Raw genomic sequence first — 19,622 nt, 5'->3', positions numbered from 1 at the left:
CTAAATATCCTTCTCTATTCCATCCTCGAGATAAAGACATAAATCTTCATATTTTTTAACTTGAATTAATTTATTCACTAATTTTGTATTAGAAGATATATTAATAATTTCATCATAAATTTTCACTAATAAACTAGCATCATATTCTGTATGTTCTGGTAAAGCTAACAAAAACACTAACTTTAACGCATGATTATCCTGCCAGACTGTTTCTGGAAAAATCCCTACCGCCAGCTCTATTTTGTCTGACTGATAATTGAGGGTATGTGGAAGTGCAATATATTTATCAAATATCATCGACCCTTTTTCTTCTCTTATTTGCAAGCGCTGTTTGAAGCCATCATCCACATAACCATTTAAAGTTAGCTGATCAACCATCCAATTTAGATTTTCTGAGTAACTTAACGATTTATCTAAAATAAAGAATTTTTGTTTATTTAGCAGTAGTTTAATAACAGAATGGAAACTTGTACTACTATTTTCTTTTATTTTAAATTTATCTAAGTAACTAATATGTTCGATTTGTTGCAGAACCTTTTTCTCATCAAAGATTTCATTAAGGATAACTAACGGCGTTTGAATGGCATAGGGTATATTAACTGTCGAAAAGACAATATCATACTTATCTAATGTATTCTTACTTAATTCATTTTCAGAAAAGATATCTATTTTAGTATGGGGGTCGAGTATTTTTTTCAGCTGCATTGCGACAATTTTTGCTGTCCCTCTACCAGTTCCACATACCACTACTACCTGTTCTAATTTCTTTAGATTGTCCTTGTTATTCTCAATGAAAATACCAAAGTATAATGCGATATATCCTAGTTCTTCTTCTGAAACTTTCATTCCATATTCTTTGAAAATACTTTCTCCAACTATTTCTGACATTTGATATGCCAAGGGGTACTTTCCTTTGATATCTTCTAATAAAGGATTTTTCAACTGGATATTAAACATTAATCGATTTATCATAAAAGTAAGATGATATTGTAAATCCTTATAAAAATCTCCACTTTCTTTTACCTTATTTAAATTAAACCCTAAATAAGTGATGCTATTATCCAAAAGATTCGTGATTTCCTTTGTTACTATAATACCTTCAATGGAATGACTATTAATTGGTGTCCTTCTCCCGACGATTGGCAATGCAATAAAAAGAATCTCACATCTAGGTAGGTTTATAGATAATTTCCTTTCAAGAACTTTGCCTATTTCTAAGGCTATATTGAAATCAGGTGAATTTACTATCTTATGGTAGTTATCATCCATTTCTTTTATAGAGTGACCTTTTAAAAAACGATCAAGCATAATAATAATAGAATGAAGTAATCTATCTTTCGTACTTATCTCAAAGTCATAATGATTGGCCACTTCTATAATTGCTTCTTTAATATCTTTATCCAATGAATCTTCGGTGAAAAGATATGGAAATAAATTATCCAGTATAAAAAATCGCAAATCTATTTCTCTACCTTTTAAGTACATTCCCTTGTTCTGTTTTCCTTTGATGGCAAGATTATACGTTTCAAGAGCCACTGAAGCTTTTTTTAATTCATTCACTAATGTTGTTCTTCCTAAATTTAGCTCAAAGGCCATTTCATCCATAGTTATTATTCCATCATCATTCAATAACATATCGATAACAGTTGCGATTCTTCTTTGAGGTGAATCAACCATTTGAGAGAGTTTATTAAACTGCTCTATAACCCTATTAAGCTTTTCCTGATTGTGGATTTTCAAAAAAAAACCTTTCCCTCTTTCATTAATCAATTCAGCTATTCCTTCTAATTCTTTATTAAATTGCTTAATAACTAGCCGAACTGTTCTTGCACTTATCCCCATTTGTTGCGCAAGATAATCTAAAGGACAATACATTTTTTTAGCTGTTAATTCTATAATTTTCCCTATGCGACTACTGGAATTTAAATCAGCCATTTAATTACCACACCCTTATATCCTGTTGTTCATATATGAACTATGCTTATATTCAATTCACTAAATATATCATAAAGCATTGGTATATTAACTGATTTATTCATTAAATGGTTAGTTATTAGCCACGTGATTTTCCACCTGATATATTAAAGGTTGTCCCTGTAATATAACTAGCTCTATCTGAAGCAAGATAGGATACTAAATCACCAACCTCTTTTAATTTCCCCTCCCTGCCAATCGGAATTGATTTACTGTAATCAGTTGATAGATCGTCTACAGTAACACCTCGAGTATAAGCTAAAGCTTCATTGTAAGCACTCGTGCGTAAACCTGTTTTCTCTAATATTCCTGGAGCAATAGCAACTACGCGAATATTATATGTCCCTAACTCTTTTGCCCATGCGCGAGAAAATGAGATTAGCGCTCCTTTGGTAGCAGAATAACAACTCTGACCTGCCGATCCTTCTTGACCAGCTTCAGAAGCAACATTAATAATTACCCCTTTACCTTGCTTCAGCATTTCCTTTGCTGCCGCTTGTGCACAAAGATATGGACCTTTTTGATTAACCGCAACCATAAAGTCAAAGTCTTTTTCATTTAATTCATATTGTGGTTTTTCTCCTTTTATATCAACTAGCAATCTTGGTAAGTTCACACCAGCATTATTAACTAAAATATCAATCTTTCCATATTGTTCAACAACTTTATTAAACATTCGATCAATACTTTCTTTATTGGTGACATCACATTTAATAAGAAAAGAACCGTCTGCTTGCTGTCCCTCTTCTCCTACTAAATCAGAGATAATCACCTTCGCACCATTATTAACTAACTCTTTTGCAATAGCAAAACCAATCCCAGAAGATCCACCTGTTACAATGGCAACTTTCCCTTCCAGGTCTAACCATGAATTATTCATTTAAATTTCCCTCCTCATTATTAAGCGTTTTCATTTCTATGTTTTTTAGTATAAAGCTCATTCTTTATTACATTAATACCTTTATTTGCACATAATTGTGCAGACTCCTGTATTAATTTAAAAATGTATGATTTCCTTCCATTTCAGCCAAAGCAGCGAGTATTCCTAGTCATTTTTTAAATTTTTTTGTTCAAAAAAAAACAATTTTTCAAAAGATATCAAGCTTTCTTTCGAGAAATTGTTTTTGATTTTCTATTTTAATTTAATTTCATCTGGCAACTTGCCTGTATTCTTATAGCGGTCTAAGTCTTTTTCCAATCGTTCTATAAACTCTTTATCTACATTGGGGCTATATTTCCCTAGAAAAATGGTATCATCTCTAATCCCACAGGAGCGATTTCCAGACTTTAGTTTGCCTTCATCAAATGCTTGAGCAATTTGCCCATAAAGCTTGGGGATATCTTGAATGGTGCTTGTTAAGACAGCATACTTCCCAATAGTGGACTGATCTGAAATATATCCAATCGCGTATAAACCATTTTCTTTCATTTTTTCCAGGATCCCCACATGAAAACTATCACCAACTGGATAAACCACGTCTACATGTTGACTGATCTCCTTATCTAACAGGTTCATTGCCCTTTCACGGTTATCCCAATCATTAACGAATTCTTTCAAGACATCTACATCCTTATTGATATAGTGGACGCCTGCTTCAAAACCAGTGGCTTCCTCTTGCCATTCGTATGCACCAATAACCCCAACCTTATTTGTTCTTGTCATATGTCCAGCAACCATCCCGCCAAAAAAGCCCATCGGATAATTCTCTAGTCTAATATTACTTGTATTCGGTTGTGTTGCAGGTTCTCTTCCATTTAAACTAACAAAATGGATGGAGGGAAATTTATGAGAAAGAATGTTAAAATACTGCACAAAGTTTCCGCCGTGGCCAAAAATTAAATTGACCCCTTTTCCCTGTAATTCCTTCACTGCTCTTTCTGCAACTGTGTAAGAATCAATAGACTCTTTATAAAACACATCTACCCCAAGTTTCGTATGTATATTTAATAATCCTTTATATCCTTGCGTCCCCCATGCCTGATCATTTACTGTTCCAACTACAAGAAGACCAACTTTTTCTATTTTCCCTTGTTTCTCCAGTGAACTATTAAAGAATAGAAAAAGGATAAGAACACACGCCATTAGAGGAAGGATAAAAAAAAGCTTTCCCCTAATTATTGATTTACGAATGTTCATCCATGCACTTTTCATTGTATTTACTCCTATAATACTGCTAAATTCTATTAAATAAGTAATGCCTTTTTTGCTTTTCTATGTTATCCTCTATCGTCCCTTTGTTTTCAATGATTACTTCTTGTAAATTTCGAGATAATTGCAATGTCTTATTTGTTTTTGGTATATCCCATTGTAATTGTTCTAAGCATCTTTGCCAATGGTTTATTTCCTTACTCTTTAATAGAATATCATTATTTTTTCCTTTCGTTGTCATTTTTACTACTTCCCTTACCGCATCTTCAATAAAAATTGCATCCATTGTATACTCGCGTACATTTAACTGAATATCGTTCTTCTCTTTTCCCTCTACAATCTGTTGAAATAAAAAATCATTTGGCTGCCACGGACCATAAAGTGTTGGTAGATGAATTACTTGTATATCATGGTCAACTAAATTATCTTTTAAAAAGGTTGCAAACTCTCTTTCTGACTCTATAGAAGTAATATTCACTAAAAAAATCAACTTTTTACCGCAGCTCTTTTCTTTATCTCGAAAATTTGAAAACAGACTTTGGACCTTTTCGTATATTGATATTTGTTTTAATGTATAAAGGTCAAAATATATATGTTGTACATTTGAATCTTGGAGAATAAAAGGGAGCTTATCCAAGCTTTTCTCACTAAAATTCGCATTGCGCCCAATTTCCATTTTCTTATCTTCTAAATCTTCTATCGAAACTTCCGGATAGGAGATGCCGATTATTTTCTCTCCTTCTTCTAATAATGCGGAGCATATATGAAAGCCCACAAACTGATAAACGCCAAATATTACAGCTTTCTTCATGAAAAAGCCTCCCATTAAAATTACTTAATGTATCATATGCAATAAAAAAGACAATTATTTCATATGCTTAATAAAAGCTTGATTTAGTACCCATTCTTCTATGAAAAATTCAAAAAAGATGGTGCCTAATATAGCCTATGCTACTTGGACACCATCTTTTCTCTCAAAGCGACTTTTCATATTTTTTAAAAAACGTAGCAATTTGTTTCGGAATGGCACTCCTTTTCTCCGGTAATACATAAGAAACAAAAATAGGCAGGTCTTTTTCTTCCCAAATTACAGAAGCTTTTTTTAATCCATTTGATTGGTAATAGGATCTACCGTTATGCAAAATGTGAATAATTTTTGTTGGGATGTCTGCCTCATCTAACTGATACTCCTTTTTCTCCTTTACCATTTCGAATAACTCCTGCTTATTCGTATTAAAAGCGATACTTATCTCATTCGTTAACTTTTTTATAAAAAACTTATGCTCTTTCTCTCTATCTAAATGTTCTTTTAAAGATAAAATTGGGTTTAGCAAAACAACAGATCGAATATTGTCTTTCATCTCCATCATTAATTGGATCGCTGTCAGTGCCCCCATTCCTTCAGCAATTATATGAATTCTCTGGTTTAATATTTCTGTTCGAATAATATGTTCATATAATCTTTTCGCCAATTGCAAAGCTTTTTCACTGCCCCAGTTCTTTCCATATAGATTGGAATAAAATATCGTATATCCATTATCCCGTAACGATTCAATTAAATTCCGCTTTCCTTCATTTTGGTTCCAAAAACTATTACTGTCGGTTACATAATTTCTTTCGTCTCCAATTATTAAGATACCGAAACCATTAGGTCGATGAGGATAATGTATCATGTTCCATTCGGTATCTAACAGGAAGTTCCGGTTCTCCATCTTAAAAACTCCTTTTTAGCATTTTCCTTCTAATAATGTATGTCTCTTTTATTAAAACGTAAGGGAGTTTGCCTATATTTCAAGAAGAAATGCGGAGTCATCTCAGAAAATAATCAGATTTTTTATCTATTTCTGTTAAAGGAATGACATATTAACAGAATCGGAAATACTATTTATAATGGAAAAAGTGAAGAATTTAAGAAAGCTCTATCATTCACATTTATTATTTAGCTTCGATGTGGTAAGATGGTTATGATAAGCAAGCTATAAAGAGGTGATTTCGGTTGCGTTACATAATGACAATTTTTTGGACATTTTTACTTGCTCAAATGTTAGTTTATGTTGTGGGTTCAATGAATGGGGTTCCTTTTAATTTTTCAATGGGGCTAATTCTGACAGCTGTCTTTTCCGTACTAGTTTTCATTTTATCAGCAATTATTCCAGATGAACCTGCTCATGAAAAAGGTTCTCATTAAAAATCTGTATATTGTAAGATTGGGTGATTAAATATATGCACTAATAGGGGAATACTATTCGTGTATTTTGTTTAATCACCTTTTTTATTGCAGCCATAAAAACATGCCTGAATACAAATATTTACTCGTTTGTCCAATTGTATTCAGGCTGTTACAAACACTTAATAGTCGAAAATTACAAAGTATGTTTTAAAATTATTTGTTCCTCTTCTTCATCAATTAAGACATGATCATTTTCTTTTACTTTACCAGCAATTATATCTTTTGCCAGCAGTGTTTCAATTGTTTTCTGTAAATATCTACGAAGTGGTCTTGCTCCAAATTTTGGATCAAATCCATTTCTTGCAACAAATTCTTTCGCCTTTTCCGTCATATCAATAGTGATATGCTGATCTGTAAGGCGTGCTTGTAATTGAACAACTAGCTTGGATACTATATCTTTAATATTTCCGAGTGATAATGGTTTGAATAAAATAACTTCATCAATTCTGTTTAAAAATTCTGGTCTAAAATGTCCATTTAATTGATTCATAACGCCTTCTCTTATTACTTCGGGTATTTCCTCTGCTTCTCCCGTTTCTAATAAAAGATGGGAACCAATATTGGATGTCATGATGATGACTGTATTTTTAAAGTCCACTGTTCGTCCTCTCGAATCTGTAATCCTGCCATCATCAAGAACTTGAAGCAGAATATTGAATACTTCTGGATGAGCTTTCTCTACTTCATCTAATAGGACAACAGAATATGGTTTTCTTCTGATTGCTTCTGTTAATTGTCCCCCTTCTTCATAGCCTATATATCCTGGAGGAGCACCGATTAAACGAGACACAGCATGTTTTTCCATATACTCGGACATATCGATACGAATCATTTGCTCTTCACTATCAAAAAGCGTTGCCGCTAAGGTTTTTGCAAGTTCCGTTTTCCCAACACCTGTAGGTCCCAAAAATAAGAAGGAGCCAATTGGTCTGTTTGGGTCTTTTATTCCTGCTCTCGCTCTTAATACTGCATCACTGACTAACTGCACTGCCTCTGCTTGGCCAACCACTCTTTCTTGCAGAATTGCTTCTAAGCGTAATAATTTTTCTCTCTCTTTCTCCACTAGCTTGGATACAGGAATCCCAGTCCACCTTGCAACAATATTGGCAATTTCCTCTTCTGTCACTTCTTCTCGAAGGAGACGGTTCTCTTGTCCTTGTTTTATCTTTTCTTCCATCTTCTTAATTTCTTTTTCTAATTTTGGAATGCTGCCATGTCTTAGCTCAGCTGCTTTATTTAAATCATAATTATTTTCTGCATCCTCTAACTCTCTCTTTTTTCGTTCAAGCTGTTCTTTTTTCTCATGGATGGATTGTAAAGCATCCTTTTCCTGCTGCCATTTTGCTTTTAAGACATTAGAACGTTCTCTGTGATTAGCTAATTCCTTTGCAATAACCGCAAGTCTCGCTTTACTTTGCTCATCCTCTTCTCCATGCAATGCCGCTTCCTCAATTTCAAGCTGCATAATTTTTCTTGTTAGTTCATCTATTTCAATTGGCATCGAATCGATTTCTGTACGAATCATCGCGCAAGCTTCGTCTATTAAATCGATAGCTTTATCCGGCAAGAAGCGTTCTGTTATATACCTGTCCGATAAAGTTGCAGCTGCAATAATAGAACGATCTTGAATATTTACACCATGATGAATTTCAAATCTTTCTTTGAGTCCTCTTAGTATAGCAATCGTATCTTCCACTGTCGGCTCTGAGACTAAAACCTGCTGAAAGCGGCGTTCAAGTGCAGGATCTTTTTCAATATATTGACGATGTTCATCTAATGTTGTGGCACCAATACAGTGAAGCTCTCCTCTTGCCAGCATCGGTTTAAGCATATTTCCTGCATCCATTGCACCATCTGTTTTTCCTGCCCCGACAATTGTATGCAATTCATCAATAAATAAAATGATTCTGCCATCACTATTTTTCACTTCTTGTAAAACAGCTTTTAAACGTTCTTCAAATTCGCCTCTAAATTTGGCTCCTGCTACTAATGCCCCCATATCTAAAGAAAAAATAGTTTTATCTTTTAGGCCTTCTGGGACATCTTTTCGAACGATCCTTTGTGCTAAACCTTCTACAATAGCCGTTTTTCCCACTCCCGGTTCCCCAATTAAAACAGGATTATTTTTGGTCTTTCTTGATAGTATACGGATTACATTACGAATTTCATTATCACGACCAATCACTGGGTCAAGCTTGCCCAACTTTACTTCTTCTACTAAGTCTCGTCCATATTTACTAAGTACTTCATATGTCGCTTCGGGATTTTTGCTTGTCACTCTCTGTGTCCCCCTTATCTCTTTTATTACTTTCTTTATTTCCGCTAATGAAATATCTTCCTCTTTCAATATTCTTCCTATTGCAGAGGATTCTACTTTATAGGCTGACAGTATAAGATGCTCTACAGATAAGTATTCATCTTCCCATTCCCGCATCTCTTCTTCTGCTTTCATTAAAAGCTGCTGCAAACCAGCAGTTATATATACCGTACCTTGTTGAGAACCACTAAATGATACTTGTGGCTTTTTCTTTAATTCTTCCGCTAATTTATCGCTCACTCTATTTGGATCTTTTTGTAACTTGTTTAAAATGGCCGTCATTAAATTATCCTGTTGATGAAGAATTGCCATAAATAAATGAATATCATCTATTTCTTGATGACTTTCTTTTCTTGCAAGGGATTGTGCTTCAGTTATGGCTAATTGGACTCTTTCTGTCATCTGCTCTACGTTCATTTTACAAGACTCCTTTTTTGACCTTTTTTGACCTTTGTTTTTATTATAGTATAATTTATCCATATGTAAAGGGATCTCTCTTGGACAAAGAGTATATTCAAAACAATGATCTCAAGGAGATAATCATCATGAAGCAGACTCTTTAGAGAAATCCCTTTTTAAATCATTATACGAGTATTGGTATCATCGTATAATATTGGGGTTACCTTATTATGGTTTTCTTTGATATGTCCATAATCGATTATGATTCGATGTTTCTGGAAAGCGGTCTCCAGCTTTCAGTTTTAGCATTTGAGGATTATTTACGTTACTTCCGGTTTCACCAATTTCTATATACAATCCATTGTTTGGTGCCTTTTGCCCTGGACGAAACTGTCTATTTTGACCCAAAATAAACTCCTCCTTTATCCATTACCAATTCAAATGCTAAGTAAACACGAAGCAAAAAACGTGTTACTTAACTGCTTATTAGTATTACCTTTTTTCAAAGTGAACATTACGGAAAATAATGACTGGCTTTTTATTAGATAAATACATTTTCATTCGAGCATGCTATAAGTACAATACATACCTATAAAAAAAACTAAAAAGACTGTTAACAAACATGTATCTGTTAACAGTCTTCACAAAAATTATTTTAAAATTTCCACCAATAATGCCTTTTGTGCATGTAATCTATTGCCGGCCTGCTGAAAGACGTAGGAATGACTTCCATCGATAATTTCTGATGTTACTTCTTCTTCACGATGGGCTGGTAAACAGTGTAAAAAAATGTAATCCGATTTTGCATGGCTCACTAATTCTGCATTAATTTGAAAGCCTTGGAAATCTTTTAAACGCTGCTCATTTTCCGCTTCTTGCCCCATACTGGTCCATACATCTGAGTAGATAGCATCGGCCTCCCGAACAGCTTCTATAGGATTATGAGTAAGGACAATTTTACTGCCACTTATTTTTGCAAAAGAATAGGCAAGTTCCGCCACTTTTTTATCGACTTCATAATTTGGTGGTGTCGCAATGGAAATATCGACTCCTACTTTCGAGCAAGCGATAAGTAAAGAATGAGCCACATTATTTCCGTCCCCGATATACGCAAGCTTTAGACCTTCCAAACTCCCTTTTACTTCCAATAAAGTAAGTAAATCTGCTAATGCTTGACATGGATGATATAAGTCCGTTAATCCGTTGATAATAGGTATGGTTGCATGCTCTGCTAATTCTTCGACAATATCATGAGAAAAAGTACGTATCATAATGGCATCTACATATTGGGATAACACTTTTGCGGTGTCTGATATAGTTTCCCCTCTGCCAATTTGCAGATCTCGACTATTTAAATATAGTGCATGCCCTCCGAGCTGAGTCATCCCCGCTTCAAAGGAGACTCTTGTTCGCGTTGATGATTTCTCAAAAATCATTCCTAATGTCTTTCCTTTTAGAGGGGCTATTATTTCTCCCTTTAAGTGTGATTCTTTTATTGCCTTCGCCTTATCTAATAATTCAAGGATTGTTTCTTTTGAATAGTCAGCCAATGTTAATAAATCTTTTCCCTTTAAATCTAGATTAGATGTAATCATCATACTGTACTCACTCCTTTTCTTATATTTGTATGCCATTCCTGAATCGAATGAACGGTTATGTCTTTTCCTTTAAAAGAGGAAATAAATGCTTCGAGACTTTCTTTTTGCGTGAAGGTAATAATACGATTTCTCGTTGCTAATTCGCGAGATTGTCGATCTTCTTGTAAGTTTGTTGGATTATAAAAGGCAACTGTACTCTTATCTGCTAATAACGATTCGACTGTCTGGCTATCAGCGATTTCAACTGATAATTGGACTTGGTCTGCTTTTTCATAAAGATCTGCTAGATCTTCTGTTGTTTTTAAAACAATTTTCATCTCCTGTTTTGGCATTTTCTTTAAAGTAGGGTGAAATACTTTTCTCAACGCATCTTCTACCGTTTCTGCAAGTGCAATGCCTTCTCCTGTAGAACGCATTTCTGGTCCCAATTTAGAATCTAGCCCTTTTAAAGCATAATTGGAATAAACAGGATACTTAATACAAGTAAATTCTATATCATCCGAATATGTTTTTTCTTTTTCAGTCAATGTATATTTCCCAAGCAATATTTTTGTCGCAATTTGTACTAATGGTACACCAGTTACTTTGCTTACAATCGGTACTGTTCGACTAGCGCGAGGATTTACTTCCAATACATATACCTCTTCTTTATTGATAATATACTGGATGTTCATTAGTCCTTTATAGCCTGTATGCTGAACAATTTTTTTTGCGTAAGTGATCATTTTTTCTTTTACGCTTACTGATAAATTTTTAGCAGGCAATATAGATAAACTATCTCCCGAATGTACGCCCGTTTTCTCGATATGTTCCATAATCGTCGGGACACAAATATCGATTCCATCTGTTGCTAAGTCCAACTCTGCTTCTGAAGCTTCCATAAACTGATCAACAAGGACAGGGTAAGGTACATCCGTTCGTAAATAGGATTGTAATTCTGCTTCATTATTTATCCGTTCCATTCCCTTGCCGCCAATCACATAAGATGGACGGATAAGAACTGGATAGCCTATCTTCTTGACTGAAGCAATAATCTGCTGCTCATTTTCTGCGTTATCTCCTTGGATATGAGGAATATCTTCTTCTTCCAATAGCTTATAAAATAAATCTCTATCTTCTAAAACATCGATTGTGTCACTGTTTGTTCCAAGTATATGGACACCATAGGATTCCAGTTCTTTTGCTACATTAAGAGCAGTTTGACCTCCTAATTGGACAATGACATCTTCTATCCCTTCTGATTCGATAACATTCATAATATCTTCCACGCTTAATGGTTCAAAATACAAACGATCTGCCGTGGCAAAATCTGTACTCACGGTCTCTGGATTATTATTAATAAGGATTGTTTCCAGACCTTCATCTTTTAAGGCAAATACGCCATGAACCGAGCAATAGTCGAACTCTATTCCTTGACCAATTCTGATGGGACCACTGCCGATAACAAGTACTTTTCGTTTAGCACTTTTATTTTGCTCATTTTCACCATAATAGCTGGAATAGTAGTAATTAGTTTTTGCTTTAAATTCTGCTGCACAAGTATCAACCATTTTATAAATAGGCATCACTTGTAACTGTTTGCGTTTTTCTCTTACCTCTTTTTCAAAGCAATTCCACGCATTTGCTAAGAAAGCATCACTAAACCCTTTTTCTTTCCATTGCAGCAAACTCTCTTTTGTTACTGTTTGGAGGGAAGTATGGAATATTTCTTTCTCCATCTCAATCAATCTTTTAAATCGATGAAGGAAGAATAAATCGATTTTTGTTAAATCATGTATTTTAGCAATTGGTTCCTCTTTCCTAATTAGTTCTAAAATGATAAAAAATCTTTCATCCGTTTGTTCCAGCATTTTCTCGTATAATACTTCCACTGACATATCTTTTAATTCTCGAAGAATTAAATCATTTCCTTTTATCTCAAGAGAATGGATTGCTTTTAGCAAGGCCCGCTCCAGGTTGCGGTCTATTCCCATTACTTCTCCTGTCGCCTTCATTTGCGTGCCGAGTTTTCTTGATACAGTAGGAAATTTATCAAATGGCCACTTTGGTATTTTTACTACGACATAATCTAATGCCGGTTCAAAGCTTGCAAATGTATCTCCTGTTACTGGATTAATTAGCTCATTGAGACAATAACCAACTGCCAGTTTTGCAGCCATTCTAGCAATCGGATACCCAGTAGCTTTTGATGCAAGGGCGGATGATCTACTCACCCTTGGATTTACTTCAATTAAATAATATTTCTTACTGTTCGGATCTAATGCAAATTGGATATTGCATCCACCTATAATTCCTAGGGCGGAAATGATTTTAATAGAAGCAGAACGAAGCATTTGATATTCTACATCTGTTAATGTTTGAGACGGAGCAATAACGATACTATCCCCCGTGTGAATTCCGACTGGATCGATGTTTTCCATATTGCAAATGGTAATACATGTATTCATACTATCACGCATTACCTCATATTCTACTTCCTTAAAGCCAGCAATACTTCTTTCCACTAAGCATTGACCAATGGCACTTTCCTTCAAACCGCCAGATACTAGACTAATGAATTCTTCCATATCCCCAGCGATACCACCGCCTGTTCCACCTAAGGTATAGGCAGGACGAACAATGATAGGAAAGCCAATTTCATTTGCAAATTCTATCGCTTCATCGACTTTATGCACAATTTTACTTTCTGGTACTGGTTCATTTAATTGATACATTAATTCTCTAAATGCTTCTCTATCTTCTCCCTTTTTGATTGATTCAATAGAGCTTCCCAGCAATTTCACTTGATACTTTTCTAAGATGCCTTGTTCACTTAATTGAAATGCCAGATTTAATCCCGTTTGACCTCCTAAAGTAGCAAGAATTCCATCAGGCTTTTCTTTTTGAATAACCTTTTCTAATACATCTACTGTCAATGGTTCAAAATAAATCGAATCAGCAAAAGTTTCATCTGTCATTATCGTAGCCGGATTATTATTTACAAGGATGACTTTATATCCTTCTTCTTTCAAAGCCATGCATGCTTGTGTGCCAGCATAATCAAATTCAGCTGCCTGACCAATTACAATTGGTCCTGATCCTATTACAAGTATGGTTTTTATCGTCGTGTCTTTAGGCATATGCGAAAACTCTCCCATTATTTGCTTTAACATTTTCTATAAATTCATCAAATATATAACATCCTTCTGAAGGACCTGGATTTGCCTCTGGATGAAACTGTACCGTTTGCAGTGGATAAATGCTGTGAGACAGCCCTTCTACTGATCCATCGTGAAGATTATAAAATCTTGCTTCACAACCTGTAGCAGATAGACTTTCTTCTTTTACTACATAGCTATGATTTTGAGAGGACATAATCACTTTCTTTTTCTTCCGATCCATCACAGGATGATTGGCTCCTCTATGTCCAAATGATAGTTTGGTAGTTTCTGCCCCTAAAGCTAATGCTGCAAGCTGATGTCCTAAACAAATACCAAGAGTTGGGTAATGCTTAATCATCGCTTTAATCGTTGGTAAAATACTGATTAACTCCTTTGGATTCCCAGGTCCATTTGATAAGAGAATGCCATCAGGCTGCAGTGATTTAATGCTAGTAAATGGTGTATTATAGGGAACAACCGTGACTTTACACTCACGCTCTAATAATGCTGTTAACATACTTTCCTTTTTTCCAAAATCAACAAGGACAATATGATATTCACCCTGTCCATACGTTTGAAAGTTCATTTCCGAAACCTTTGCTACTTTGACATCCTCCTTTAAAGAAAATGCAGGGATGGAAATCTCTTTTTCTCCTGTGATAACGGCAGGCATAGAACCAGATTGTCTTATATTTTTTACAATAGAACGGGTATCAACATGTGCTAGCATTGGAATATTCCATTTATTTAAATATTGCTGTAAGGAATATTCAGCTTGATAATGGAATGCGTCACTATTCGATTCATATACAATAACTCCTGCAACATGTGGCTTTTTACTTTCAAAATCTTCTTTGTTTATGCCATAGTTTCCAATTAACGGGTACGTAAAAACAATAATTTGATCTTTATAGGAGGGATCTGTTAGTACTTCCTGATATCCTGTCATTCCAGTGAAAAATACGATTTCTCCCTTTATTTCTTTGGCATCGCTAGTTGTAACGAACTCACCTTTATATTTCACACCATTGCTTAAGTGAAGATAACCTTCCATTTGTTAACACCTCTATAATGAATGTATAGTTACTCTTTATTTCTTATAATTATACATCATCATGCAAAAAAATACATATTAGATTGTTACTTTTGCATGAATATTTAAACTTTTTTGTATTATTTCCATTCCCTTAATAAAATCTTCCTGTGAAGTATTAAGACTTGGCAATAAACGTATAACCTTTTCCCCAGCATTTAAAACGATTAAGCCTTCTCTTCTTAATTCTCCTAATATCGAAGCAACGGGTATATCCAATTCAATTCCAATCATCAATCCTAAACCTCGAATGTCCTTTACATGTTGATTTCCGGCTAATTTTTCTTTTAAAAGGCTAAATACCCATTCACTTTTTTTCTTTACTTCTTCTAAGAAAGCTGGTTCAAAGATTATTTCCATCGTTTTAACAGCTGCTGCCATCGCTAAAGGATTCCCTCCAAATGTGGTGCCATGGCTTCCTGGACCAAAGAACTCCTTTAGCTTTCCATCTGCCACAATAGCTCCTGTTGGAATTCCATTTGCCATTCCTTTTGCCACACTAATAATATCAGGTTTAATACCAAAGTGTTGAAAGGCAAAAGCTTTTCCTGTTCTACCCATTCCTGTTTGAATTTCATCAATTAGCAGCAAGACACCCTTTTCTTTGCAAATTGCTTCAACACCTTGTAAAAATTCTTGAGAAGCTACATATATACCGCCTTCTCCTTGTACTATTTCAAGCATTACGGCAGCTACGTCTTCTGTTAATTGTTCTTTTAATGCATTTAAATCGTTAAATGGAATATACTCAAATGTCTCCAGCATCGGTCCATAGCCTTGCTTTATTTTATCCTGACCTGTTGCTGACATTGTTGCAAAGGTTCTGCCATGAAAGGATTGCTGGAAAGTAAGAATTTTTGTTTTTCCTGTTGCTTTTCTAGCTAGTTTAATGGCTGCCTCATTTGCCTCTGCCCCACTATTCGCAAAGAAAACAAGATCTAACCCTGATGCCTTCGTCAATATTTCTGCTGCCTTTTCCTGCACTTCTAATGGAAAAAGATTCGAAACATGCCAAAATTTATTTAACTGTTGTTCAACAGCATCTTTTACTTCTGGATGGCAATGCCCTAAATTACATACTCCTATTCCTGAAGTAAAATCTAAATAAACGCCACCATTTTTACTATACAAATAACTCCCCTGTGCAGATTCTGGCTCTATTTCCCATTTTGAGTAGGTTGGGAATAAATGACTCATTCTACAATCCCTTCTTTCACAACAATTTTTGTTCCGATTAATTCTTCACCATCAAAAAACTGTTTTTTTCCTGATATAATCATGACACTATTTAACCCACTTTCCAGTGCTGCGATAGCAGAGGTAACCTTCGGAATCATGCCTCCATTGATCTGTCCAGTATTGATGTAATGAGTGATTTCCTCTTGTGCCATTCTTGCTTGAAGTTCTCCATCTATTAAAATTCCTGCCACGTCTGTTACAAAAAGGCATTGTTCGGCATGTAAATACTTCGCAACTGCCGATGCTACATAATCTGCATTAATATTTAATTTTCTTCCGTCTTCTGTAATCCCTAATGGTGTTAGGACGGGAATCAAATTTTCTTCTAAAAGGGAGGAAAGCAACCTGATATTAACTTGGGATACCTCTCCGACTAGTCCAAGCTTTTCTTCATCAATAAGAGAAGCATTTATGCAATTATTATCCGTTCCATTGAGTCCAATCCCATTCAAATCATGTTCTCTTAATAACTGAACAAGCTTACGATTTGTTTTGCCTGACAGGACCATTTCGACTATTTCCAACGCCTCTTTCGTCGTTTTACGAAGTCCATTGTGAAAGGCAGCTTTCACTTGAAAATAATCAAGCATTTCATTGATATCAGGACCGCCTCCATGGACGAAAACTAGTTGATAGCCTTTATTCTTTAACCTTTTTAAACTAGTAAAAAATTCTGATGTTAGTTGATCGATTACACTTCCGCCACATTTTATAACAATGGTTTTCACTACAGTATCACCTCAAGTTCTGTAGCTGGCATTTATCTTGACATAATCATAAGATAAATCGCAGCCCCAGGCTTTTCCTTCGCCCTTGCCATTATGCAAATCTACAAATATCTGAATAAAATCTTGGTTTAAATACTCGATTGCCGTTTGTTCTGAAAACGACTGTGGTTCACTTTCCTTAAGCATAAGGATATCGCCAATCGCTATGTCTACTCTTGATGGATTAACGGCTGTTTTTGTTTGACCGATAGCGGTGATAATTCTTCCCCAGTTAGCATCTGATCCATAAATGGCAGTTTTCACTAAATTAGAGCCTACTATTTGTTTCGCAATAATGCGTGCTTCTTCGTCATTATTGCTTCCTGAAACCTTTACTTCAATTAGCTTTGTTGCCCCTTCACCATCTTTAGCAATCTGTTTAGCCAGACTCTCACATGTTATAGATAAAAGCTCCAAAAAGACCGGATAATCCGGATGCTCTTCGGTAAGAGGTTCGTTTTTTGCCATGCCATTTGCCAGTACAAGGACTGTATCATTTGTAGAAGTATCTCCGTCTACTGTAATTTGATTAAAGGTAGTAGGAATCACCTTACTTAACGCAGCTTGAAGAACTTCCGATGGGATGGCTGCATCTGTCGTAATAAATCCAAGCATTGTTGCCATATTAGGATGAATCATACCAGATCCCTTTGCTGTTCCTCCCATCGTAACAGTTACCCCCGCAATAGTTGCAGAATAGCAACATTTTTTCATTACTGTATCAGTCGTTAAAATGGCTTCTTGAAATGCTTCTGCATTTTGGGGAGTAGAATGAAAGATTAATTGATTAATTCCTTTTTCCATTTTATCCATTTGCAGATATTCACCAATCACACCTGTTGAAGAAACTGCCACATATTCTTCCTTTATTTGAAGATAATTGGCCATGATCTTTCTCATTTCATAGGCATCCTTTAAGCCTTTTTCCCCTGTACATGCATTTGCACAAGCACTATTTACGACAATTGCTTGAATTCGTTTTTCTTTGGCAATAGATTCCTGCGTTACTTTTAATGGTGCAGCTTGAAAGTGACTTGCTGTGTATACAGCGGCACAATTTGCTGGAACGGCACTTACTATTGCGCCAATATCTTTCTTATTGTATCGAAGTCCAGCATGGACACCGGCAGCTTTATAGCCAATTGGTGATACGATATTCCCATCCTTTATCTCCTCTATATGGGATTGAATATTATTCATAATCTGCACGTTGGCTCCTCCTTATGGGTAAAGCGGCAGAAACTGCAAACCAGCTGTTTCCTCATAGCCATTCATAATATTTGCGTTTTGAACAGCCTGACCCGCAGCCCCTTTCATTAAATTATCAATAACCGATACGATCGTTATCCTGCTAGTCCGTTCATCCACATTTATTCCAATATCACAAAAATTAGAGCCTTTAACTTCTTTTATCGAAGGATAGGTAAAAAGTGGTCTCACCCGCACAAAAGGACTGTTTGCATAAATTTCTGTATATAAATCATGAATTTGTTCATTTGTGACACTTTTATTTAAGGTAGCATATATGGTTGCCATTAATCCTCTGCTTGTCGGCATAAGATGGGTAGAAAAAGTAATAGCTTTCGATTCAGAATTCCAATCAGCTAATTGTTGTTCTATTTCTGGAATATGCTGATGTTCATTCACTTTATAAATTTTAAAATTTTCGCTCATCTCAGCAAACATATTAGCTCTTGAGGGACTCCTACCCGCTCCTGAAATACCAGATTTAGCATCCACAATAATACTATTTGGCAATATCAAGTTTTCTTTTACTAGGGGTGCTAATCCTAAGAGGGTGGCAGTCGGATAACATCCCGGATTGGAAATTCTCGTGCTGGTAGCAATTTTTTCTTTATTCCATTCAGAAAGCCCATAAACAAAGCTATCAATAAGGTCAGTGGAAACAGGCTCCTTTTTATACCATGTCTGATAATCACCTGTACTCCTTAAGCGCAGATCCCCAGATAAATCAACCATTTGAATCTCTTTATCTGCGAATTCTTGAACGAGCTTTCCGGATACACCTGTAGGAGTAGCAAAAAAAACAATATCGCATTCTTTTGCTATTTTTTCTGGATTAATTGGTTCTAGTTTGTTGTCCATTATATTAAATAAATGAGGATATTCATTCCATACTGGGACTTCATCTCTTGTTGTATGTACAGACTTAATTGTGAATGAAGGATGACTATGCAAAATTCTGATTAATTCTGCACCACCATATCCTGTTGTACCAATTATAGATACTTTCATAACTTCCTCCTTCCGAGTATAAATGTATATTTAATCATTTTTATTTATATTTATTAACCTAAGATTCTCTTATTATAAAAACTACTTCATATAAAATCAACACTTTTTCATAAAAGTAATAGTTTTCTCATTTTTCTGATAATTAATAAGGTATTTGAGGATAACATTTCCATAATTAGCGATGAGAGAGACTTAACAAAACGAAAATGATTAGAATAAAGGATATTATCAGCAGAAATTTCATAAAAATTTTTAAGCCTGCACGATATATGCCTTTTATAAAAATACAAAATTCATCAAAAACAAAGCAGCCAAAATACACTTAGCCTCCTGTAAAAACTTAAGGGACATTCTACTTCTTGCAAATACTCGAGTGACTGTCGAAAGGGAAGTGTATTCAGACTGCAGGCACTAAACAGCAAAATTTATAAAAACAATCTAATCAAATATCAATCTCTCA

The 19,622-nt window shown here is 35.0% G+C and carries 15 protein-coding genes; 1 reads left to right on the top strand and 14 read right to left on the bottom strand.

Annotated features, from left to right (window positions below; translation table 11 throughout):
* From NX902_RS06835 to NX902_RS06815, 5 genes are all read right to left on the bottom strand, one after another.
* The gene (locus NX902_RS06835; protein ID WP_123257245.1) at positions 1–1,935 is read right to left on the bottom strand and encodes a BglG family transcription antiterminator; all 1,935 of its coding nucleotides are present in this window, start codon (positions 1,933–1,935) and stop codon (positions 1–3) included.
* A 118-nt stretch (positions 1,936–2,053) separates the two neighbouring features.
* Entirely contained in the window at positions 2,054–2,854 is an 801-nt protein-coding gene (locus NX902_RS06830; RefSeq protein WP_341160668.1) for an SDR family oxidoreductase, read from the bottom strand.
* A 252-nt stretch (positions 2,855–3,106) separates the two neighbouring features.
* Positions 3,107–4,126, bottom strand: coding sequence for a BMP family ABC transporter substrate-binding protein (locus NX902_RS06825; protein WP_341160667.1), 1,020 nt, complete (start codon positions 4,124–4,126; stop codon positions 3,107–3,109).
* A 22-nt stretch (positions 4,127–4,148) separates the two neighbouring features.
* Positions 4,149–4,934, bottom strand: coding sequence for a hypothetical protein (locus tag NX902_RS06820; RefSeq protein ID WP_123257243.1), 786 nt, complete (start codon positions 4,932–4,934; stop codon positions 4,149–4,151).
* Positions 4,935–5,097: 163 nt separating this feature from the next.
* Positions 5,098–5,835 carry a hydrolase gene (locus NX902_RS06815; protein ID WP_095330023.1) on the bottom strand — a complete coding sequence of 246 codons (738 nt, stop codon included), beginning with the start codon at positions 5,833–5,835 and terminating at the stop codon, positions 5,098–5,100.
* Between the two features lie 296 nt (positions 5,836–6,131).
* Here NX902_RS06815 and NX902_RS06810 point away from each other — a divergent pair, with 296 nt between their 5' ends.
* Positions 6,132–6,311 (top strand): YjzD family protein, encoded by a 180-nt coding sequence (locus tag NX902_RS06810; RefSeq protein ID WP_235844452.1) that lies wholly within the window; start codon positions 6,132–6,134, stop codon positions 6,309–6,311.
* Between the two features lie 175 nt (positions 6,312–6,486).
* On the opposite strand, the gene clpB is transcribed toward NX902_RS06810, so the two are convergent.
* The 9 genes from clpB to argC all read right to left on the bottom strand — a co-directional run bounded on the left by clpB (position 6,487) and on the right by argC (position 19,162).
* Complete coding sequence (clpB, locus tag NX902_RS06805) at positions 6,487–9,087, bottom strand: ATP-dependent chaperone ClpB (RefSeq protein WP_123257242.1); 2,601 nt, start codon at positions 9,085–9,087, stop codon at positions 6,487–6,489.
* 210 nt (positions 9,088–9,297) lie between these two features.
* Positions 9,298–9,477, bottom strand: coding sequence for a YjzC family protein (locus tag NX902_RS06800; protein WP_047942478.1), 180 nt, complete (start codon positions 9,475–9,477; stop codon positions 9,298–9,300).
* 242 nt (positions 9,478–9,719) lie between these two features.
* Complete coding sequence (gene argF, locus NX902_RS06795) at positions 9,720–10,667, bottom strand: ornithine carbamoyltransferase (RefSeq protein ID WP_123257241.1); 948 nt, start codon at positions 10,665–10,667, stop codon at positions 9,720–9,722.
* The gene (locus NX902_RS06790; protein ID WP_095330026.1) at positions 10,664–13,786 is read right to left on the bottom strand and encodes a carbamoyl phosphate synthase large subunit; all 3,123 of its coding nucleotides are present in this window, start codon (positions 13,784–13,786) and stop codon (positions 10,664–10,666) included. Before NX902_RS06790 ends, argF begins: the two co-directional genes overlap by 4 nt.
* Positions 13,779–14,861: a carbamoyl phosphate synthase small subunit gene (locus NX902_RS06785; protein ID WP_095330027.1), complete on the bottom strand. Its 1,083-nt coding sequence runs from the start codon at positions 14,859–14,861 to the stop codon at positions 13,779–13,781. Before NX902_RS06785 ends, NX902_RS06790 begins: the two co-directional genes overlap by 8 nt.
* Before the next feature lie 78 nt (positions 14,862–14,939).
* Positions 14,940–16,097 (bottom strand): acetylornithine transaminase, encoded by a 1,158-nt coding sequence (locus tag NX902_RS06780; RefSeq protein WP_095330028.1) that lies wholly within the window; start codon positions 16,095–16,097, stop codon positions 14,940–14,942.
* The gene (gene argB, locus NX902_RS06775; protein WP_095330029.1) at positions 16,094–16,867 is read right to left on the bottom strand and encodes an acetylglutamate kinase; all 774 of its coding nucleotides are present in this window, start codon (positions 16,865–16,867) and stop codon (positions 16,094–16,096) included. Before argB ends, NX902_RS06780 begins: the two co-directional genes overlap by 4 nt.
* Positions 16,868–16,879: 12 nt before the next feature.
* Positions 16,880–18,115, bottom strand: a complete 1,236-nt coding sequence (gene argJ, locus NX902_RS06770) for a bifunctional ornithine acetyltransferase/N-acetylglutamate synthase (protein WP_283959615.1) — start codon at positions 18,113–18,115, stop codon at positions 16,880–16,882.
* 12 nt (positions 18,116–18,127) lie between these two features.
* The gene (gene argC, locus NX902_RS06765; RefSeq protein WP_095330031.1) at positions 18,128–19,162 is read right to left on the bottom strand and encodes an N-acetyl-gamma-glutamyl-phosphate reductase; all 1,035 of its coding nucleotides are present in this window, start codon (positions 19,160–19,162) and stop codon (positions 18,128–18,130) included.
* Between the last annotated feature and the right edge of the window lie 460 nt (positions 19,163–19,622).

Source organism: Niallia sp. FSL W8-0954, assembly GCF_038005605.1.
Taxonomy (GTDB): Bacteria; Bacillota; Bacilli; order Bacillales; family Cytobacillaceae; genus Niallia; species Niallia circulans_A.
Note: the sequence above shows the minus strand (reverse complement) of the source record. Positions and strands in the feature narration are given on the sequence as shown.